Genomic DNA, 15,973 nt, shown 5'->3' with positions numbered 1-15,973 from the left:
GTCACCCCCGCAACGAGAACGGATAAGTTGAACACCCATGACGGCAGCTAGCAACGAAGCGCAGAATCCCTCCCGCTCGGTCCTGGTGACCGGCGGCAACCGCGGAATCGGCCTGGCCGTGGCCCAGCGACTGGCAGCCGACGGTCACCGGGTGGCGGTGACGCACCGCGGTTCCGGAGCCCCGGACGGACTGTTCGGCGTCAAGTGCGATGTCACCGACTCGGAGTCGGTCGACCGCGCCTTCGCCGAGGTCGAGGCGCATCAGGGTCCCGTCGAGATCCTCGTCGCCAACGCGGGGATCACCGAGAACATGCTCCTTATGCGACTGTCCGAGGAATCCTTCGAGAAGGTCCTCGACGCGAACCTCACCGGCGCGTTCCGATGCGCCAAACGCGCCACCAAGGGGATGCAGCGCGCCAAGTGGGGCCGGATGATCTTCCTCGGCTCGGTGGTCGCGATGTCCGGCATCCCCGGCCAGGTGAACTACGCGGCCTCGAAGGCGGGCCTGATCGGGATGGCGCGCTCGATCGCGCGTGAGATCGGCTCGCGCAACATCACCGCGAACGTCGTGGCGCCCGGGTTCATCGAGACGGACATGACCGCGTCGATGGAGGACCGCTACATCGACATGGCCAAGCAGGCGATCCCGCTCGGCCGAACCGGCAAGCCCGAGGACGTCGCGGCGGCCATCAGCTTCCTCGCCTCCGACGAGGGCGGTTACATCTCCGGTGCGGTCCTGCCCGTCGACGGCGGAATGGGCATGGGGCACTGAAACTGCCGAGCGCGGTCGCACGGCTACTGACCCGCACAGCGCGGTCGTAAGGCACGTCAATCAACGTCGAACTCAGGAGCACATCTTCGTGAGCGGAATCCTGGACGGGAAGACCGTCCTCATCACGGGCATCATCACCGATGCGTCGATCGCCTTCCACGCCGCCGCCATGGCGCAGGAGCAGGGCGCCACGGTCCTCATCACCGGCATCCCGGAACGGCTCCGGTTGATCGACCGGATCGCCAAGCGGTTGCCGAAGGAGGTGCCGCATGCCATCGGGCTCGACGTCACCAACGAGGACGATCTCGGCGCGCTCGCCGGGAAGCTCGCCGAGCTGGCGCCGCAGGGCATCGACGGCGTGATGCACTCGATCGCTTTCGCACCGCGCACCCTGATGGGTCCGGAAGCCAAGCCGTTCCTGGAGGGGCCGGGCCCCGACGCCGCCAAGGCCTTCGAGATCTCGGCGTGGAGCTACGCCTCGCTCGCCCGCGCCGTGCTCCCCGCCATGAACGAGGGCGGCTCCATCGTGGGCATGGACTTCGATCCCCGCACCGCGATGCCGTACTACAACTGGATGGGTGTGGCGAAGGCCGCGCTCGAGTCGGTGAACCGGTACGTGGCGCGCGAAGTGGGCAACGCGAAGAACATCCGGTCGAACCTGGTGGCCGCCGGCCCGATCAAGACCCTGGCCGCGAAGGCGATCGCGGGTACCGCGACCGATGACGCCAAGCAGCTCAACATGCTCAACGAGTACTGGGACGGCGCGTCCCCGATCGGCTGGGACGTCGACGATCCCACCGTCGTCGCGAAGTCGGTGTGTGCCCTCCTCAGTGACTGGCTGCCGGCGACCACCGGTTCCATCGTCTACGTCGACGGTGGCGCCAGCCACAACACCTGGTTCCCGGAGGGCATGACCACCGGCTCATGAGTTCGCCAGCACCGGGGGACACCGCGCCCGTGGATCCCGCTCCGTTCGATCCCGCTCCGTTCGATGCCGTCCTGTTCCTGTCGTTCGGCGGACCGGACGGGCCCGAGGACGTGATGCCGTTCCTGGAGAACGTCACTCGCGGCCGGGGGATCCCGCGCGAACGGCTCGAGTCGGTGGCCGAGCACTACCTGCACTACGGCGGCGTCTCACCGATCAACCGGCTCAACCTCGAGATGATCGATGCCCTGCGTGCCGAGCTCGACCGACGTGGTGTCGACCTCCCGGTGTATTTCGGCAACCGCAACTGGCACCCGATGGTCGAGGACACCCTGGCCGAGATGTACCGCGCCGGTCATCGCCGGATCCTCGTGTTCCCGACCTCGGCGTGGGGCGGCTACTCGGGGTGCCGGCAGTATCACGAGGACATCGACCGGGCGGTGACGGCGCTTGCCGACCGTGAACCGACGAGCCGCGAACCCGACGGTGCGGTGGTGCTCCGCAAGCTCCCGCAGTACTGGTCGCATCCGGCGTTCGTCGCGGCCGGGGCCGACGCGGTGAGCCGCGCTCTGGACGCACTCGGGCCCGGCGAGGAGCCGCCACGGCTGGTGTTCACCGCCCATTCGGTCCCGACCTCGGCCGATGAGGCGTCGGGTCCGGCGGCCGACGGCGGGAAGCTGTACTCGCGCCAGGTGCTGGCGGCGTCGCAGGCGGTCGCCGACGAGCTCGGCGTCGCCGACTTCGATCAGGTCTGGCAGTCACGGTCGGGTCCACCGCAGATCCCGTGGCTGGAGCCGGACATCTGTGACCATCTGGAGATCCTTGCCGCGGAGGGTGTTCGACGGGTGGTCGTCTACCCGGTCGGATTCATCTCCGACCATCTCGAGGTGATCTGGGATCTCGACAACGAGGCCGCGGAGGTCGCCGAGCGCCTCGGCATGGACTATGTCCGCGCCGACACCGTGGGTCCCGATCCGCGGTTCATCTCGATGATCGGCGAATTCGTGGAGGCCTACGCCGGGGGCTTCGGCGACCTGTCGGCGATGGGATGCGGAGACAACGGCAGCACTTGTCGAGACCGGTGCTGTGTGCCCGCGGCGCGGCCTAGATCTGCGGCGAGGCCATCTGACCGTGCGTAGACCTTCGCTGGCTTTGTGTGCCTTCATAAGGATTTGATATAGGAACGATCCATAATGTGATCTACGCCTCAATCGAAATGAAACTCTCGTGGTACGCGCATCTGAATCGGGGTGCGAACGTGAGAGAGGAATTCCCATGGCAGAAGGACCACTGAGGCTCGAGATCGATTTCCTCGGACCGATTCTGGAGACACTTTCGACCGGCTCCGCGGACGGTAGCAGCGAGCCCGTCAACTGACATCCGTTTCCGCTGTGGGCTGCGTTGACGACGTAGCCCACAGCGGCGTGATCTCTCCTTTTGCGCATGTATCAACAGTGTTGACCGCAGAACGACTACTCATCCCAGTTGATCTCCGACCTGCCACGCAGCTACTCGCACGCGCGGTCGAGGACATTCCGTTGTATCGATGGGTGTTGGGTGACCACCTCCCGGATCTCACGCTGCGGGAATGGTTGGCCGAGATCTTGGTGCGGCCTTATCTCAAAGCCGGCTGCGTATTGGGTTCCTTCCAGAACGAGCATCTCGTCGGAATTCTGCTCTGGCATCCCCACGATGTCGAATTGTCGCCCGACGGCGAACCGCCGCTCGGCCCGGCTGATTTCGTCCGGGTCGCGGCCATTCCCGGACTCCGCGAACGGCTGATCGAGTTCCTCACCAGCCCACAATTGCCCTCCCCGGCATCGGATGCCGTCGATGTGCGGATCGCGGCGATTGTTCCCGAAGCTCGTGGTGGCGACGCTCTCGTTCGCATGATGCGCGAAGTGGAACGGTTCTGTGTCTCTGCGGCCCGGCCGTACTACGCCTGGACCGGCTCCGCTCGGCTGCGGGACTGGTTCGTCCACGAATGGGGGGCGACGGTGTTCGCCACCGAACAGCGGAACGGACTCGATCTGTACGGCGTCGTGTCCGACCGTCCGCCGCGGCTCCGGGAGTGACCTTCCGGCGGTGGCGGCCCGGGTCCTAGCGTCGCAGCAGCTCGAGGATCGTGTGATTGACCGCCGCCGCCCGTGCGGTCCGCGTCAGCGCCTGGAGTCCCCGGAGCGTCGCGTCGCCGGAATCCCATTGTCCGGCACTGTCTCCGATCTCCACGTTGCGCGCTCCGGCGAGGTCGACGATCGCCTCGACCTGTGCCGCCGTGTCGATCAGGCGGGTGGAGCGCGCGTCGAGGAGATGTGGGGGCAGGGCGACCCGATGCCTCGAGGTGAGCGCCGCGAGTTGCGCACGGAGGTCGCTCGCGTCGGCCGACCGGCGTCCGCCGAGCCCGCCGATGATCGTGGTCGCCTCTCGAACTGCTTGCCGCAGCTCGTATTCCAGATCACCGGCGCTGGGTCCCGCGGTTACGAGATGACCGAGGTCGAGGGTCGCGTCGTAGCGGTAGGCCGACCACGTGCACGTGACGAACGGTGGATCGGCGGTGTCGGCGGCGAACTCCGGTACGAGCGCGAGCGTGCCGGCGCCCGCCGCGTCGTCGACGAGCAGCACCTCGCCCGCGCCGAGTGCGGCCGACGTCGCGACATGCGGTGGGAGTCCCTGCGGATCACCCGTGGAGGGCAGGCGGACGACGAGGCGTCGAGCGGGTCGCAGGAGCGCGAGTAGATCGAGCACACCGTTCGCCGAACCCGTTTCGGGCGAAGCCTGTTCGACACCGCCGCCGGGCCAGTGCGGGAGGTGCCGGTCGGCGGATTCCGCCAGGGCTTCGATCACGTCGTCGGGGGAGCACCGGCCGGTGAGCCAGGCGGCCGACCACGCGCCGAGGGCGCACGTCGGCCACGCGACGGTGGCGGAGAGCAGGCGGCTGCGTTTCATCAAGAAGCCAGGATACCGGCGAGGCCGGTGAGAGCCGGGCGTGGCAACCCCGCGGGCGGGCCCGCGGGGCATACGGTGTGTGCGCCGCCCGACCTGTCCATCGCGGCGGCGTGATCACGAGATGACCGATCGAGAGATGGTGGTGTGCGATGGATGACCGCTACGGACGCGATGTGCTCTCCCAGCCCCGTCGGGCGAAGCCGCGTCCCGCGGAGGTCGCCGCGGAGCGCGATCTGGTCGTCGAGGACGCCGCCACCGGCTTCTGCGGTGCGGTCGTCGGGCTCGAGAAGAGCTACGCCGGCGATATCGTCCGGCTGGAGGACCGGCGAGGTCAGACGCGGGTGTTCCTGATGCACCCCGGCGCGTTCCTCATCGACGGTCGGCCGGTGACGCTCGTTCGGCCGCGCACCAGAGGTCCGCAGCAGCCGGCCATGACGGCGTCGGGATCGCGAGCCGCCCCTCGCGCCCGCGCGCGGACCGCGCGCGCCAGCCGGCTCTTCGTCGAGGGCGTGCACGACGCGACACTCCTCGAGCGCGTGTGGGGTGACGACCTCCGCGCGGAGGGCGTGGTCGTCGTCAGCCTCGACGGCCTCGACAACCTCGAGGCGGCACTCGACGAATTCCAGCCGGCACCGCATCGCCGGGCCGGTGTCCTCGTCGACCATCTGGTGGCCGGATCCAAGGAGGCACACCTCACGGCCGAGGTCGGGGAGCACGTCCTCGTGTGCGGGCATCCCTACATCGACGTCTGGGAGGCGGTGAAGCCGGCGTCGGTGAAGATCGCGGCGTGGCCGCACATCCCGCGGGGCACCGACTGGAAGACCGGGGTGTGTGCCGAGCTCGGCTGGGGGGACCCTCGTGACGGCTGGCGCCGGGTGCTGGGCGGGGTGAGCAGTTTCCGGGATCTCGAGGTCGATCTGCTGCGGTCGGTGGAAGAACTCATCGACTTCGTGACCGCGGCCGAAGAGCCCAGGTGACGCACACGGCCTGAGCCCACCGGGGCCCACCCGCGTCGTGAGCGCCGAAGGCGGTTCGGACATCTCTGGCAGACTGGACCCATGAGCGCCCTGCTGTGGTTGGCGGCCGCGATCGTCCTGGTGGTCGCGGAGATGTTCGGTGGCGAACTCGTCCTGCTCATGCTCGCCGGGGGCGCATTCGCGGCCGCCGGTGTCGATTTCGCGTTCGAGACGCCGCTGTGGGTCGAGGGTCTGGTCTTCGCGCTCGTCTCGGTGCTGCTGCTGGTTGCGGTCCGTCCGATCGCCCGTAAGCACATGCTGAACCGTCCGGCGGTCCTGATGAACACCGAGGCGCTCGAGGGCCGGCCGGCGGTGGTGACCGAACAGGTCGACGCCCATGACGGACGCGTCAAGATCGGCGGCGACGTGTGGTCGGCCCGCACGATGGACCCGACCCAGGTGCTCGAACCCGGAACCCACGTGACCGTCGTGGAGATCGACGGCGCGACCGCGGTGGTGTGGCGCGCCTGAGCGGCCGCCGCGACACCGCCGAACGACAACGCTGGAAGGTGACCATGGAGTACGAGATCTTCGGCCTGACCGTCATCGTTTTGCTCGTGTTGCTCGTGGTGGTGATGCTGGTCAAGTCCGTCGCGCTCATCCCGCAGGCGGAGGCCGCGGTCATCGAGCGACTGGGCCGCTACACCCGCACCGTCTCCGGCCAGCTCACCCTGCTGTTGCCGTTCATCGACCGCATCCGCGCCCGCGTCGACGTCCGTGAACGAGTGGTGTCGTTCCCGCCCCAGCCGGTCATCACCGAGGACAACCTGACGCTGTCCATCGACACCGTCGTCTACTTCCAGGTCACCAATCCCCGGGCCGCCGTGTACGAGATCGACGACTACATCGCCGGCGTCGAGCAGCTGACGATCACGACGCTGCGCAACGTGGTCGGCGGGATGACGCTCGAGGAGACCCTGACCTCCCGCGATTCCATCAACGGCCAGCTGCGCGGAGTCCTCGACGAGGCGACCGGCCGCTGGGGCCTCCGGGTCGCGCGCGTCGAGCTGAAGTCGATCATGCCGCCGCCGTCGATCCAGGAGTCGATGGAGAAGCAGATGAAGGCCGACCGTGAGAAGCGGGCGACGATCCTCTCGGCCGAGGGCCAGCGCGAGTCGGCGATCAAGACCGCCGAGGGAAACAAGCAGTCGCAGATCCTCGCCGCCGAGGGTGCCAAGCAGGCCGCGATCCTCGCGGCCGAGGCGGAGCGGCAGTCGCGCATCCTGCGGGCGCAGGGCGACCGCGCCGCGTCATACCTCAACGCCCAGGGTGAGGCGAAGGCGATCGAGAAGACCTTCGCGGCCATCAAGGCGGCCAAGCCGACCCCGGAACTCCTGGCCTACCAGTATCTGCAGCAGTTGCCCGAGATGGCCAAGGGCGAGGGCAGCAAGGTGTGGGTGGTGCCGTCCGACTTCGGTTCGGCCCTCCAGGGTTTCGCGAAATCCTTCGGTGTGCAGGGAGACGATGGCGTGTTCCGGTACGAGCCGGCCGACTCGCCGCCCTCGCCGATCGACGACTCGGAGACCGAGGACTGGTTCTCGATGGCCTCCGATCCCAAGGTCGCCCAGGCCGTCGCCGAGGCGGAGGCGGTGGCCCGCACCCCGGTCGCGCCCGAGATCACCGCTCGTGCGGCGCGCGCGTCGCGCCATGCGTCGCCGGTGGGGTCCGAGCCGCCCGAGCTCACCGATGGCGCGTGGTCCCAGCCCGTACAGCCCGAGGAGCCGGGGCCGGCCGAGCCCACGACCTGAGTACGGCTCAGCGGATGAGGTGCTCGACGCCCGCCATGCCGACCGCCCACAGCACCGAGGCGAAGGTGCCCATGATGAACTGCTCGGCCGCATGCGGGGCGCGCAACTCGGGGTAGCGGGCGAGGCTCTTCACGGCCAGGATGATCGCGAGGCCTTCGGGCCACCCCGCCATCAACGTGGTGACGACCGCGAGGCGTTCGAGATAACCGATCACCCGGCCGCCGCGCAACGGCCCGGCTTCGGCCGGGTCGGTCGGGGCGGGCGCCGGGGAGTCGGGCGTGTCGGTGTCGTCCCCGGTTCCGTCATCCGGCGACCCCTCCGGATCGGGCCCGGGCCCCGTGCGCTGGCCGACCCCGCCGGCGACGAGGACCGTCCGGACCACGGGTCCGCCGCCGGTGACCGCCGCGAGCGCGGCGACGACCGGGACGGCCGAGGCGAGGAAGCCGCTGGCGGGCGCGGCCACGGCGGCGAGGACGGCGGTCACCCCGGCCAGGACCAGCAGGACGACGGCTCCGATGACGTCGAGTCTGCGTACGACGGACACCGGCGCGTGGTTGCGCTTCTTCCGCGTCGCGAGCACCCAGGTCGGCGTCGCCAGTGCGGTCAGGAGAAGAAGGGTGATCGCTGCGGTGGTCATTCCGATCCTCCGGACGGGCTGTGTCGGTCGGCCTCGGCGAGCGCGTCGGCGACGAGGCCGAGGGAATCGGATTCCAGATCCCACGCCGCGGTCCGCAGCCGTTGACTCATGGCCTGTGGCGTGATGTCGAGTGCGGCGGCGGCCTCGACCTGGGTGAGGCCGCGGCGCATCAGCTCCACCGCCTCCCGGCCGGCGGCACTGCGCGCGGTGATCACGTCGGCGATGAGACGGCCGGCCGTCTGGGCGTGACGGGACCAGCGAGTCTCCGGGCCGCGGACACAGAGGGGGACGCGCTGCCGCTTGGCGGCCTCGACGGCGTCGCGAGCGTGGACGAAGGCGGGCCCGCGCCCGGCCCGGGTGGACCGGGGGAGAGGTTCGTCGACCGGTCCGGCGCCGATGCCGACACTCCAGTGACCCTCGGCGGTGAGTTCGACGGCCAGTCGGGCGGCCGTCACCGGATCGGCGAGGACTCCCTGGATCTCGTCGCCCGCGGTACGTTCGAAGGCCCGTACGGTCTGGACCGTTGCGAGAGCGGTGAGGATGGCGTCCACCCGGTCGATGTCGCGGCGACTTCCGCGTTGGTCGACGGTGAGTACGAACATCACTCAAGGCTATGCACTTGATCGCGGTGAATCAAGCCCCCTGGCTGGATGGGATCGCGCTGGGTGACTTGATCCTCGGGGATCAAGTCGCTGCGCTTGTCGCGTTCGACGACGAGACAGGCAGGCGGGAGTCGAGCACCAGACCGGCGATGCCGATCGCAAAGAGGCCACCGGTGACCGCGAGCTGGAGGGGATGCGTGTCACCGGTCAGGGAATCGCCCAGCATGACCACCGCCGCGGTGCCGGGGGCCATACCGAGGATGCTGGCAATCGCGTACGGCACGAGACGCACCGAGGACAATGCCGAGCAGTAGTTCGCCACCGAGAACGGGCATGCCGCGATGAACCGCAGCGACCCGACCGCCAACCAGCCACGACGCTCGAGCCGGTACTCGACGGCACGGACCACCGGTGCCTTCAGGTACGGCTGCACGCGGTCGCGTCCGACCCTGCGGACCAGGACGAAGGCTGCCACCGCCGCCACCGACGAGGCGATCATCGCCCCCGCGAAACCGACCAGCGGTCCGAAGAAGATCCCGGACATGACCGTGAACGTCGACCGCGGGATCGGGGCGATGGTGACGACCGCGTAGGCGAGGAAGAACAACCACACGAAGGCCGGTCCCAGATCCGCGCCCCAGTCGCGGACGCTCGAGATCGAGGGCAGCGGGACGAAGTAGGACGCGGCCAGGACGGCGGCGAGGAGCACGGCGGCGACGAGAGCCCGGCGCAGGATCCGTCGATCGGCCCGACAACGGCCCGACGTCGGCGGGTGACCGTCTCCGGCGCTCGCCGCGTCCGCGATCTCCGCGTCGGCCGCGGTCGGGCCGGCGACATCCTCGCTGACAGTGGATCGATCGGGCACCCGGACACTCTACGCTGGGCCCAGCGGTGTACCGGGTCCCCGAGTGCGCCACGTCACGCCAACCTCGACGCCGAGCCGAGCGAGCGATCGGCTAGTGTCGTGTACGCGCTCATCACAGTGCATTCACGGAGGTGTGCTTCCCCACATGCCACAGCAAACTGACCAGCCCAAACCCGAGTCAGAACTCGACGACGCCTACCAGGCGTGGTCGACGGCCGCCGCGGCCGTTCTGGCGAAGTCGCGACGCGTCGACGTCGACGAGCTGCCTGACACACCCGAGGCGCTGCTCTCGACCGACACCGCCGACGGGCTGACCATCCGGCCGCTCTACACACGTCGCGACGAACTCGCCGAGCCCGGTGTCCCCGGTCGCTTCCCGTTCGTCCGCGGCGCCGACCCCGCGCGTGACGTCACCACCGGCTGGCGCGTCACGGAACGGTTCGGCGACGACGCGACGCCGGCGGCGGACCTCAATGAGCTCATCCTGGAGGCGATGGCCAACGGGACGAGCGGTCTCTGGCTCTCGGTGAGCAGGCCCGGTGACGGGCTGGGGGTCGCCGACCTCGCGACGGCGCTGCGCGGCGTCTACCTCGATCTGGTGCCGGTGACGCTCGATGCGGGCACCGAGGGCATCGCGGCGGCTCGCGAACTGCTCGGCCTGAAGGAAAAGGCCCAGGCCGCTCCGGTCGCCGCCGCTCCGACGGCGGCCACCGTCCACTCCTTCGGCCTGTCGCCGCTGACGGCCGCGTTCTCGGGCCGGGCGACCGTCGATCCCGATGAGGCCACGGCCCTCGCCGCATCCGGGCTGCCCGACGGGGTCCGTACCTTCCGGGTGGACGGCAGCGACTTCGCCACCGCCGGTGCCGACAACGGCCTCGAACTCGCACTCACGGTGGCGGCCGCGGTCGCCCACCTCCGTGATCTCACCGCGGCCGGCCTCTCACCCGAGGCCGCGCTGCGTCAGATCACCTTCGGCGTCTCCGCCGACGACGACCAATTCGCCACGATCGCGAAATTCCGTGCGCTGCGCAAGATCTGGGCTCGGGTGGCCGAAGTCGTCGGCGCACCCGAGGTCGGCGGAGCGCTGACCCACGGCGTGACCGATCTGTCGATGTACTCCCAGCGGGACCCGTGGGTCAACATGCTGCGCAGCACCATCGCGGCATTCGGCGCCGGGGTCGGCGGCGCCGATCAGCTGACCGTCCTGGGCTACGACGCGACCATCCCGGCGGACAAGCGCACCTCGAGCGCGTCCTTCTCGCGACGCATCGCCCGTAACACCCAGCTGCTGCTGCTCGAGGAGTCCAACATCGGACGCGTCCTCGATCCGGCCGGCGGCTCGTGGTTCGTCGAATCCCTGACCGACGATCTCGCCACGAACGCCTGGACGGTGTTCACCGAGGTCGAGGCCGCCGGCGGTTACCGTGTCGCGCTCGACACGGGCTGGATCGCCGAGAAGGTCGACGCCTCCCTCGCTCGCCGCGACACCGAGGTCGCGCATCGCCGCATCTCGGTCACCGGCGTCAACGAGTTCCCCAACATCGACGAGCGCGCACTGTCGGAGACGACGGGGGCCCCGGCTTCCGCGGTCACCGACGTCGTCACCGGTACGCCGCGCCTCGCGCGGATCGGACGCGCCTTCGAGGAACTGCGGGACCGGTCCGACGTCGTGCTCGCCGAGCACGGTGCACGGCCGTCGATCCTGCTCATCCCGCTCGGCAGCGTCGCCGAACACAACGGCCGCACCACGTTCGTCGCGAACTTCCTGGGTGCCGGCGGCATCACCGTCGTCAACCCCGGTCCGCTGACCGCGGACAAGGTCGGCGACGCGGTGGCCGGGGCGAACACCCCGATCGCGGTCCTCTGCGGAACCAAGGCGCGCTATGCCGAAGAGGGGCCCGCCGCACTCGCGGCCGCTCGCGCGGCCGGTCTGTCGACAGTGCTCCTCGCCGGACCGGACAAGGAATGGCCCGAGGGCGACGATCGTCCCGACGGTTCGCTGCGCGTCGGCATCGATGCGGTGAGCACCCTCGGCGACCTTCTCGACCAGCTGGTCTCGACATCCCTGAAGACGGCGGGAGCAACGGCATGACCCAGACCGAACCCGATCTGACACAGACGATTCCGAACTTCGCCGGAATCGGTCTGACATCGGACGACACCGGTGCGACGACCGCCGATGGTGCCGCGGCCGCGGTCGCCGAGGAACTCGCCTCGGCGCACGGCTACTCGGTGGACCAGGTCACCTGGAGCACCCCGGAGCAGATCGACGTCACGCCGGTGTACACGCGCGCCGAGCGCGACGCCGTCCTCGACGATGCCGAACATCCGTACCCGCTCGACTCCGTTCCCGGTGCCGCACCGTTCATCCGGGGCCCGTACCCGACGATGTACGTCAACCAGCCGTGGACCATCCGCCAGTACGCCGGCTTCTCGACCGCGGCCGAATCCAACGCCTTCTACCGTCGCAACCTCGCGGCCGGCCAGAAGGGACTGTCGGTCGCATTCGACCTCGCGACCCACCGCGGCTACGACTCCGACCATCCGCGCGTCGCCGGTGACGTCGGCATGGCCGGTGTGGCGATCGACTCGATCCTCGACATGCGTCAGCTCTTCGACGGGATCGACCTCGGCAGCGTGTCGGTGTCGATGACGATGAACGGTGCGGTGCTGCCGATCCTCGCGCTCTACGTCGTGGCCGCCGAGGAGCAGGGTGTGCCGCCGGAGAAGCTGGCCGGGACCATCCAGAACGACATCCTCAAAGAGTTCATGGTCCGCAACACCTACATCTATCCGCCGAAGCCGTCGATGCGGATCATCTCCAACATCTTCGAGTACACCAGCCAGAAGATGCCGAAGTTCAACTCGATCTCGATCTCCGGCTATCACATCCAGGAGGCCGGAGCGACGGCCGATCTGGAGCTGGCCTACACGCTCGCCGACGGCGTCGAGTACATCCGCGCCGGACTCGAGGCCGGCCTGGACATCGACAAGTTCGCCCCGCGACTGTCGTTCTTCTGGGGCATCGGCATGAACTTCTTCATGGAGGTCGCGAAGCTGCGTGCGGCGCGTCTGCTGTGGAGTGAGCTCGTCGCCGAGTTCGATCCGAAGAACGCGAAATCGCTGTCGCTGCGCACACATTCGCAGACCTCGGGCTGGTCGCTGACCGCCCAGGACGTGTTCAACAACGTGGCCCGCACCTGCGTCGAGGCGATGGCCGCCACGCAGGGTCACACCCAGTCGCTGCACACCAACGCCCTCGACGAGGCCATCGCGCTGCCGACCGACTTCTCGGCCCGCATCGCGCGAAACACCCAGCTGCTCCTGCAGCAGGAGTCGGGCACCACTCGTCCGATCGATCCGTGGGCCGGTTCGAACTACGTCGAGTGGCTCACGCATCAGCTGGCGCAGAAGGCGCGCAAGCACATCCGCGAGGTCGAAGAGGCCGGCGGCATGACGCAGGCCATCAACGAGGGCCTGCCGAAGCTGCGCATCGAGGAGGCCGCGGCGCGCACCCAGGCGCGTATCGACTCCGGCCAGCAGCCGTTGGTGGGCGTGAACAAGTACCAGGTCGCCGACGACGAGGAGATCGAGGTCCTCAAGGTCGAGAACTCGAAGGTGCGCGCCGAGCAGCTCGAGAAGCTGGACCGACTTCGCGGACAACGCGATTCGGCCGCGGTCGAGGCGGCCCTGGCCGACCTCACCCGTGCGGCCGCGTCGTCGGAGGGCGGCCTGGAGAACAACCTGATGGCCCTGGCCATCGAGGCAGCACGGCACCAGGCGACGGTCGGTGAGATCTCCGAGGCACTCGAGAAGGTCTATGGTCGCCATCAGGCGGAGATCAAGACGATCAGCGGGGTGTACCGACATGAGGCGGGCGAGGTGAGCAACATCGACGCGGCCATCGAGGCCGTGCGCCAGTTCGCCGAGGCGGAGGGCCGCCAGCCGCGCGTCCTGGTCGCGAAGATGGGCCAGGACGGTCACGACCGCGGCCAGAAGGTGATCGCGACCGCGTTCGCGGACCTCGGCTTCGACGTCGACGTGGGCCCGCTGTTCGCCACCCCGGAGGAGGTGGCCGCCCAGGCCGCCGACAACGACGTGCACGTGGTGGGTGTGTCGTCGCTGGCGGCCGGGCACCTGACGCTGGTCCCGGCCCTGCGGGAGGCGCTGCGCGAGGTCGGCCGCGAGGACATCATGGTGGTCGTCGGCGGCGTGATCCCGCCCGGCGACTTCGCCGAACTGTACGAGGCCGGCGCCGCCGCGATCTTCCCGCCCGGATCGGTCATCGCCGACTCGGCCGTGGAACTCATCGGCAAGCTCGCCGACACCCTCGGCCTGGAACTGCCCGGGGCGACCGCGAACTGATGGCGGTCCAACCGCGACGTCCCATCGACGTCGACGCGATGGCCGACGCTGTCCTGGCCGATCGCCGTGCCGATCTGGCGCGCGCGATCACACTCGTCGAGTCCAAGCGCGCCGATCACCGGGCCGCCGCCCAGGAGCTGTTGCTGAAGCTGACGCCGCACGCGGGCAAGTCGTTCCGCGTCGGCATCACCGGCGTCCCCGGGGTGGGCAAGTCGACGACGATCGAGGCGCTCGGCATGCACCTGCTGGAGCTGGGCCACAAGGTGGCGGTGCTCGCCGTCGACCCCAGTTCGACGCGCACGCGGGGCTCGATACTGGGCGACAAGACCCGAATGGGCCGGCTGTCGACGGCCGAGAACGCCTACATCCGGCCGTCGCCGACGTCGGGCACGCTCGGCGGCGTGGCCAAGGCCACCCGCGAGAGCATCGTGCTCGTCGAGGCGGCCGGGTTCGACGTCGTGCTGGTCGAGACGGTGGGAGTCGGGCAGTCCGAGGTGACGGTCGCGAACATGGTCGACACGTTCACGTTCCTCACCCTGGCCCGCACCGGGGATTCGTTGCAGGGCATCAAGAAGGGTGTCCTCGAACTCGCCGACGTGGTCGTGGTGAACAAGGCCGACGGCAAACACCTCAACGAGGCGAAGAGCGCGGCACGCGAGTTGAAGAACGCGCTGAAGCTGATCTATCCGCACGACGCGCTGTGGATGCCGCCGGTGCTGACCATGAGCGCGATCGAGAACACCGGCGTCGACGAGTTCTGGAAGACCGTGGTACGCCACAACGAGACCCTCACCGCGGCAGGAGAGTTCACCGCCCGCCGCAACCAGCAACAGATCGACTGGACCTGGGCGATGGTCAACGACATCGTGTTGTCCCGGCTCGGTGACTCACCCGCCGTGCGCGGGATCCGCGGCGACGTGGAGCAGCAGCTCCGGGACGGGTCGCTGACCCCGGCCCTCGCCGCGCAACGGATCGTGGACGCGTTCGACGAGCGCTGAGTGCACCGATCGAGGTCGCATGCGATCTCGATCCGTCCGTGCGACCTCGATCGAGGTCGCGTCAACGGACTGAGGTCGCATGCGACGTCAATCCCGGCGGCGGCGCGGACATCTGGTGCGGCCCGGCGCCCCGGGGTTAGAGCATCAGGCCTACAGCGGTGCCAGCGTCTCGCCGAGTAGCGAGACCCGCCCCGGCACATGGCCGTTGGCGGGAGCGTTCACCGTGACACCGTCGACACCGGTCGCGAGCAGCTCGGCGTAGCGGGCGGCCACCTCGTCGGGATCCCCGACGATCGTCGATCCGCGGCGTGACTCGGCCGCCGGTGTGCGCTCCAGGTAGGCCTCCAGCTCCGCGGTCGCCTCGGCGGCGGTCGGCGCCACGCAGGCCGACGTCTGGACGGTCACGGTGATCTCCGAGCGGTCCCGGCCGAGTCGTTCGCAGTGTTCGGCGAGGGCGTCGAGTTTGCGGGGGATGTCGGCGGGTGTGCACAGCAGGTTCGATTCGTCGGCGTACTGCGCGACCATCCGCAACGTCTTGCGCTCGCCGCCGCCGCCGATCATCACCGGGATCTTCGACAGCGGCGCAGGCACATTGAGAGCGTTGGTGACCCGATAGCGGTCACCGTCGAGGCTGGGTGCCTCCCCGGCGAGCATGCCGAGGATGATCTGCAGCGCCTCCTCGAGGCGCTCGAACCGGTCGGTGAACGTCCCGAACTCATACCCGAGCGAATCATGTTCCAGCTCATACCATCCCGCCCCGATGCCGAGCTGGGACCGACCACCCGACACCACGTCGAGCGCCGTGACCGTCTTCGCGAGCAGCGTCGGGTTGCGGTAGGTGTTGCCGGTGACGAGCGACGACAGACGGACCTTCGAGGTGTGCTGGGCGAGTGCCGCGAGCAGGGTGTAGCACTCGATCATCGGGTCGTCGGGCTCACCGAGCATCGGCAACTGATAGAAGTGATCCATCACGAAGACGGTGTCGAAACCGGAGTTCTCGGCCTCTTGCGCCTGCGCGACCACGGTGGGGAACAACTGGTCGGCGGCGACGCCGGGGTAGGTGAAGTTCGGGATCTGGTAACCGAGTCGAGTCACCCGT

15 protein-coding genes are annotated in these 15,973 nt (G+C 69.0%); 10 read left to right on the top strand and 5 right to left on the bottom strand.

Going from position 1 to position 15,973, the window contains the following annotated elements; translation table 11 throughout:
- Positions 1-37 precede the first annotated feature (37 nt).
- The 4 genes from fabG1 to M4D77_RS02195 all read left to right on the top strand — a co-directional run bounded on the left by fabG1 (position 38) and on the right by M4D77_RS02195 (position 3,772).
- Positions 38-772, top strand: a complete 735-nt coding sequence (fabG1, locus tag M4D77_RS02210) for a 3-oxoacyl-ACP reductase FabG1 (RefSeq protein ID WP_058250394.1) — start codon at positions 38-40, stop codon at positions 770-772.
- A gap of 88 nt (positions 773-860) precedes the next feature.
- Positions 861-1,700: an NADH-dependent enoyl-ACP reductase InhA gene (inhA, locus tag M4D77_RS02205; protein WP_259935435.1), complete on the top strand. Its 840-nt coding sequence runs from the start codon at positions 861-863 to the stop codon at positions 1,698-1,700.
- Positions 1,697-2,836, top strand: coding sequence for a ferrochelatase (locus M4D77_RS02200; protein WP_259935434.1), 1,140 nt, complete (start codon positions 1,697-1,699; stop codon positions 2,834-2,836). Before inhA ends, M4D77_RS02200 begins: the two co-directional genes overlap by 4 nt.
- Positions 2,837-3,247: 411 nt before the next feature.
- Positions 3,248-3,772: a hypothetical protein gene (locus M4D77_RS02195; protein ID WP_311199287.1), complete on the top strand. Its 525-nt coding sequence runs from the start codon at positions 3,248-3,250 to the stop codon at positions 3,770-3,772.
- A 25-nt stretch (positions 3,773-3,797) separates the two neighbouring features.
- Here the strand turns inward: M4D77_RS02195 and M4D77_RS02190 are convergent, their stop codons facing one another.
- Entirely contained in the window at positions 3,798-4,643 is an 846-nt protein-coding gene (locus M4D77_RS02190) for a serine/threonine protein kinase (RefSeq protein ID WP_259935432.1), read from the bottom strand.
- Positions 4,644-4,792: 149 nt separating this feature from the next.
- Here M4D77_RS02190 and M4D77_RS02185 point away from each other — a divergent pair, with 149 nt between their 5' ends.
- The 3 genes from M4D77_RS02185 to M4D77_RS02175 all read left to right on the top strand — a co-directional run bounded on the left by M4D77_RS02185 (position 4,793) and on the right by M4D77_RS02175 (position 7,407).
- A complete protein-coding gene (locus tag M4D77_RS02185; protein ID WP_259935431.1) occupies positions 4,793-5,620 on the top strand; it encodes a DUF3097 domain-containing protein in 828 nt (275 codons plus the stop codon).
- Positions 5,621-5,701: 81 nt separating this feature from the next.
- Positions 5,702-6,130, top strand: coding sequence for an NfeD family protein (locus M4D77_RS02180; protein WP_058250399.1), 429 nt, complete (start codon positions 5,702-5,704; stop codon positions 6,128-6,130).
- Positions 6,131-6,174: 44 nt separating this feature from the next.
- Positions 6,175-7,407 (top strand): SPFH domain-containing protein, encoded by a 1,233-nt coding sequence (locus M4D77_RS02175; RefSeq protein WP_259935455.1) that lies wholly within the window; start codon positions 6,175-6,177, stop codon positions 7,405-7,407.
- 7 nt (positions 7,408-7,414) lie between these two features.
- Here M4D77_RS02175 and M4D77_RS02170 read toward each other — a convergent pair whose 3' ends face one another.
- The 3 genes from M4D77_RS02170 to M4D77_RS02160 form a co-directional block, all read right to left on the bottom strand.
- Positions 7,415-8,044: a hypothetical protein gene (locus M4D77_RS02170; protein ID WP_259935430.1), complete on the bottom strand. Its 630-nt coding sequence runs from the start codon at positions 8,042-8,044 to the stop codon at positions 7,415-7,417.
- Complete coding sequence (locus M4D77_RS02165) at positions 8,041-8,646, bottom strand: hypothetical protein (protein ID WP_259935429.1); 606 nt, start codon at positions 8,644-8,646, stop codon at positions 8,041-8,043. The genes M4D77_RS02170 and M4D77_RS02165 overlap by 4 nt, the downstream gene beginning before the upstream one ends.
- Positions 8,647-8,728: 82 nt before the next feature.
- Positions 8,729-9,511, bottom strand: coding sequence for a TVP38/TMEM64 family protein (locus M4D77_RS02160; protein ID WP_259935428.1), 783 nt, complete (start codon positions 9,509-9,511; stop codon positions 8,729-8,731).
- Positions 9,512-9,656: 145 nt separating this feature from the next.
- Between M4D77_RS02160 and M4D77_RS02155 the strand changes: the two genes are divergently transcribed.
- The 3 genes from M4D77_RS02155 to meaB are packed head-to-tail and all read left to right on the top strand — an operon-like array spanning position 9,657 to position 14,874.
- Positions 9,657-11,603, top strand: a complete 1,947-nt coding sequence (locus tag M4D77_RS02155; protein WP_259935427.1) for a methylmalonyl-CoA mutase family protein — start codon at positions 9,657-9,659, stop codon at positions 11,601-11,603.
- Entirely contained in the window at positions 11,600-13,876 is a 2,277-nt protein-coding gene (scpA, locus tag M4D77_RS02150) for a methylmalonyl-CoA mutase (protein ID WP_065632187.1), read from the top strand. The genes M4D77_RS02155 and scpA overlap by 4 nt, the downstream gene beginning before the upstream one ends.
- Positions 13,876-14,874, top strand: a complete 999-nt coding sequence (meaB, locus tag M4D77_RS02145; RefSeq protein WP_259935426.1) for a methylmalonyl Co-A mutase-associated GTPase MeaB — start codon at positions 13,876-13,878, stop codon at positions 14,872-14,874. The genes scpA and meaB overlap by 1 nt, the downstream gene beginning before the upstream one ends.
- 150 nt (positions 14,875-15,024) lie before the next feature.
- On the opposite strand, the gene M4D77_RS02140 is transcribed toward meaB, so the two are convergent.
- Positions 15,025-15,969 carry an LLM class F420-dependent oxidoreductase gene (locus M4D77_RS02140; protein ID WP_259935425.1) on the bottom strand — a complete coding sequence of 315 codons (945 nt, stop codon included), beginning with the start codon at positions 15,967-15,969 and terminating at the stop codon, positions 15,025-15,027.
- Positions 15,970-15,973 lie beyond the last annotated feature (4 nt).

Origin of the sequence: Gordonia sp. p3-SID1431 (assembly GCF_025143765.1) — a bacterium.
GTDB classification, from domain to species: domain Bacteria; phylum Actinomycetota; class Actinomycetes; order Mycobacteriales; family Mycobacteriaceae; genus Gordonia; species Gordonia hongkongensis.
This window is presented reverse-complemented; position numbering and strand designations above follow the sequence as displayed.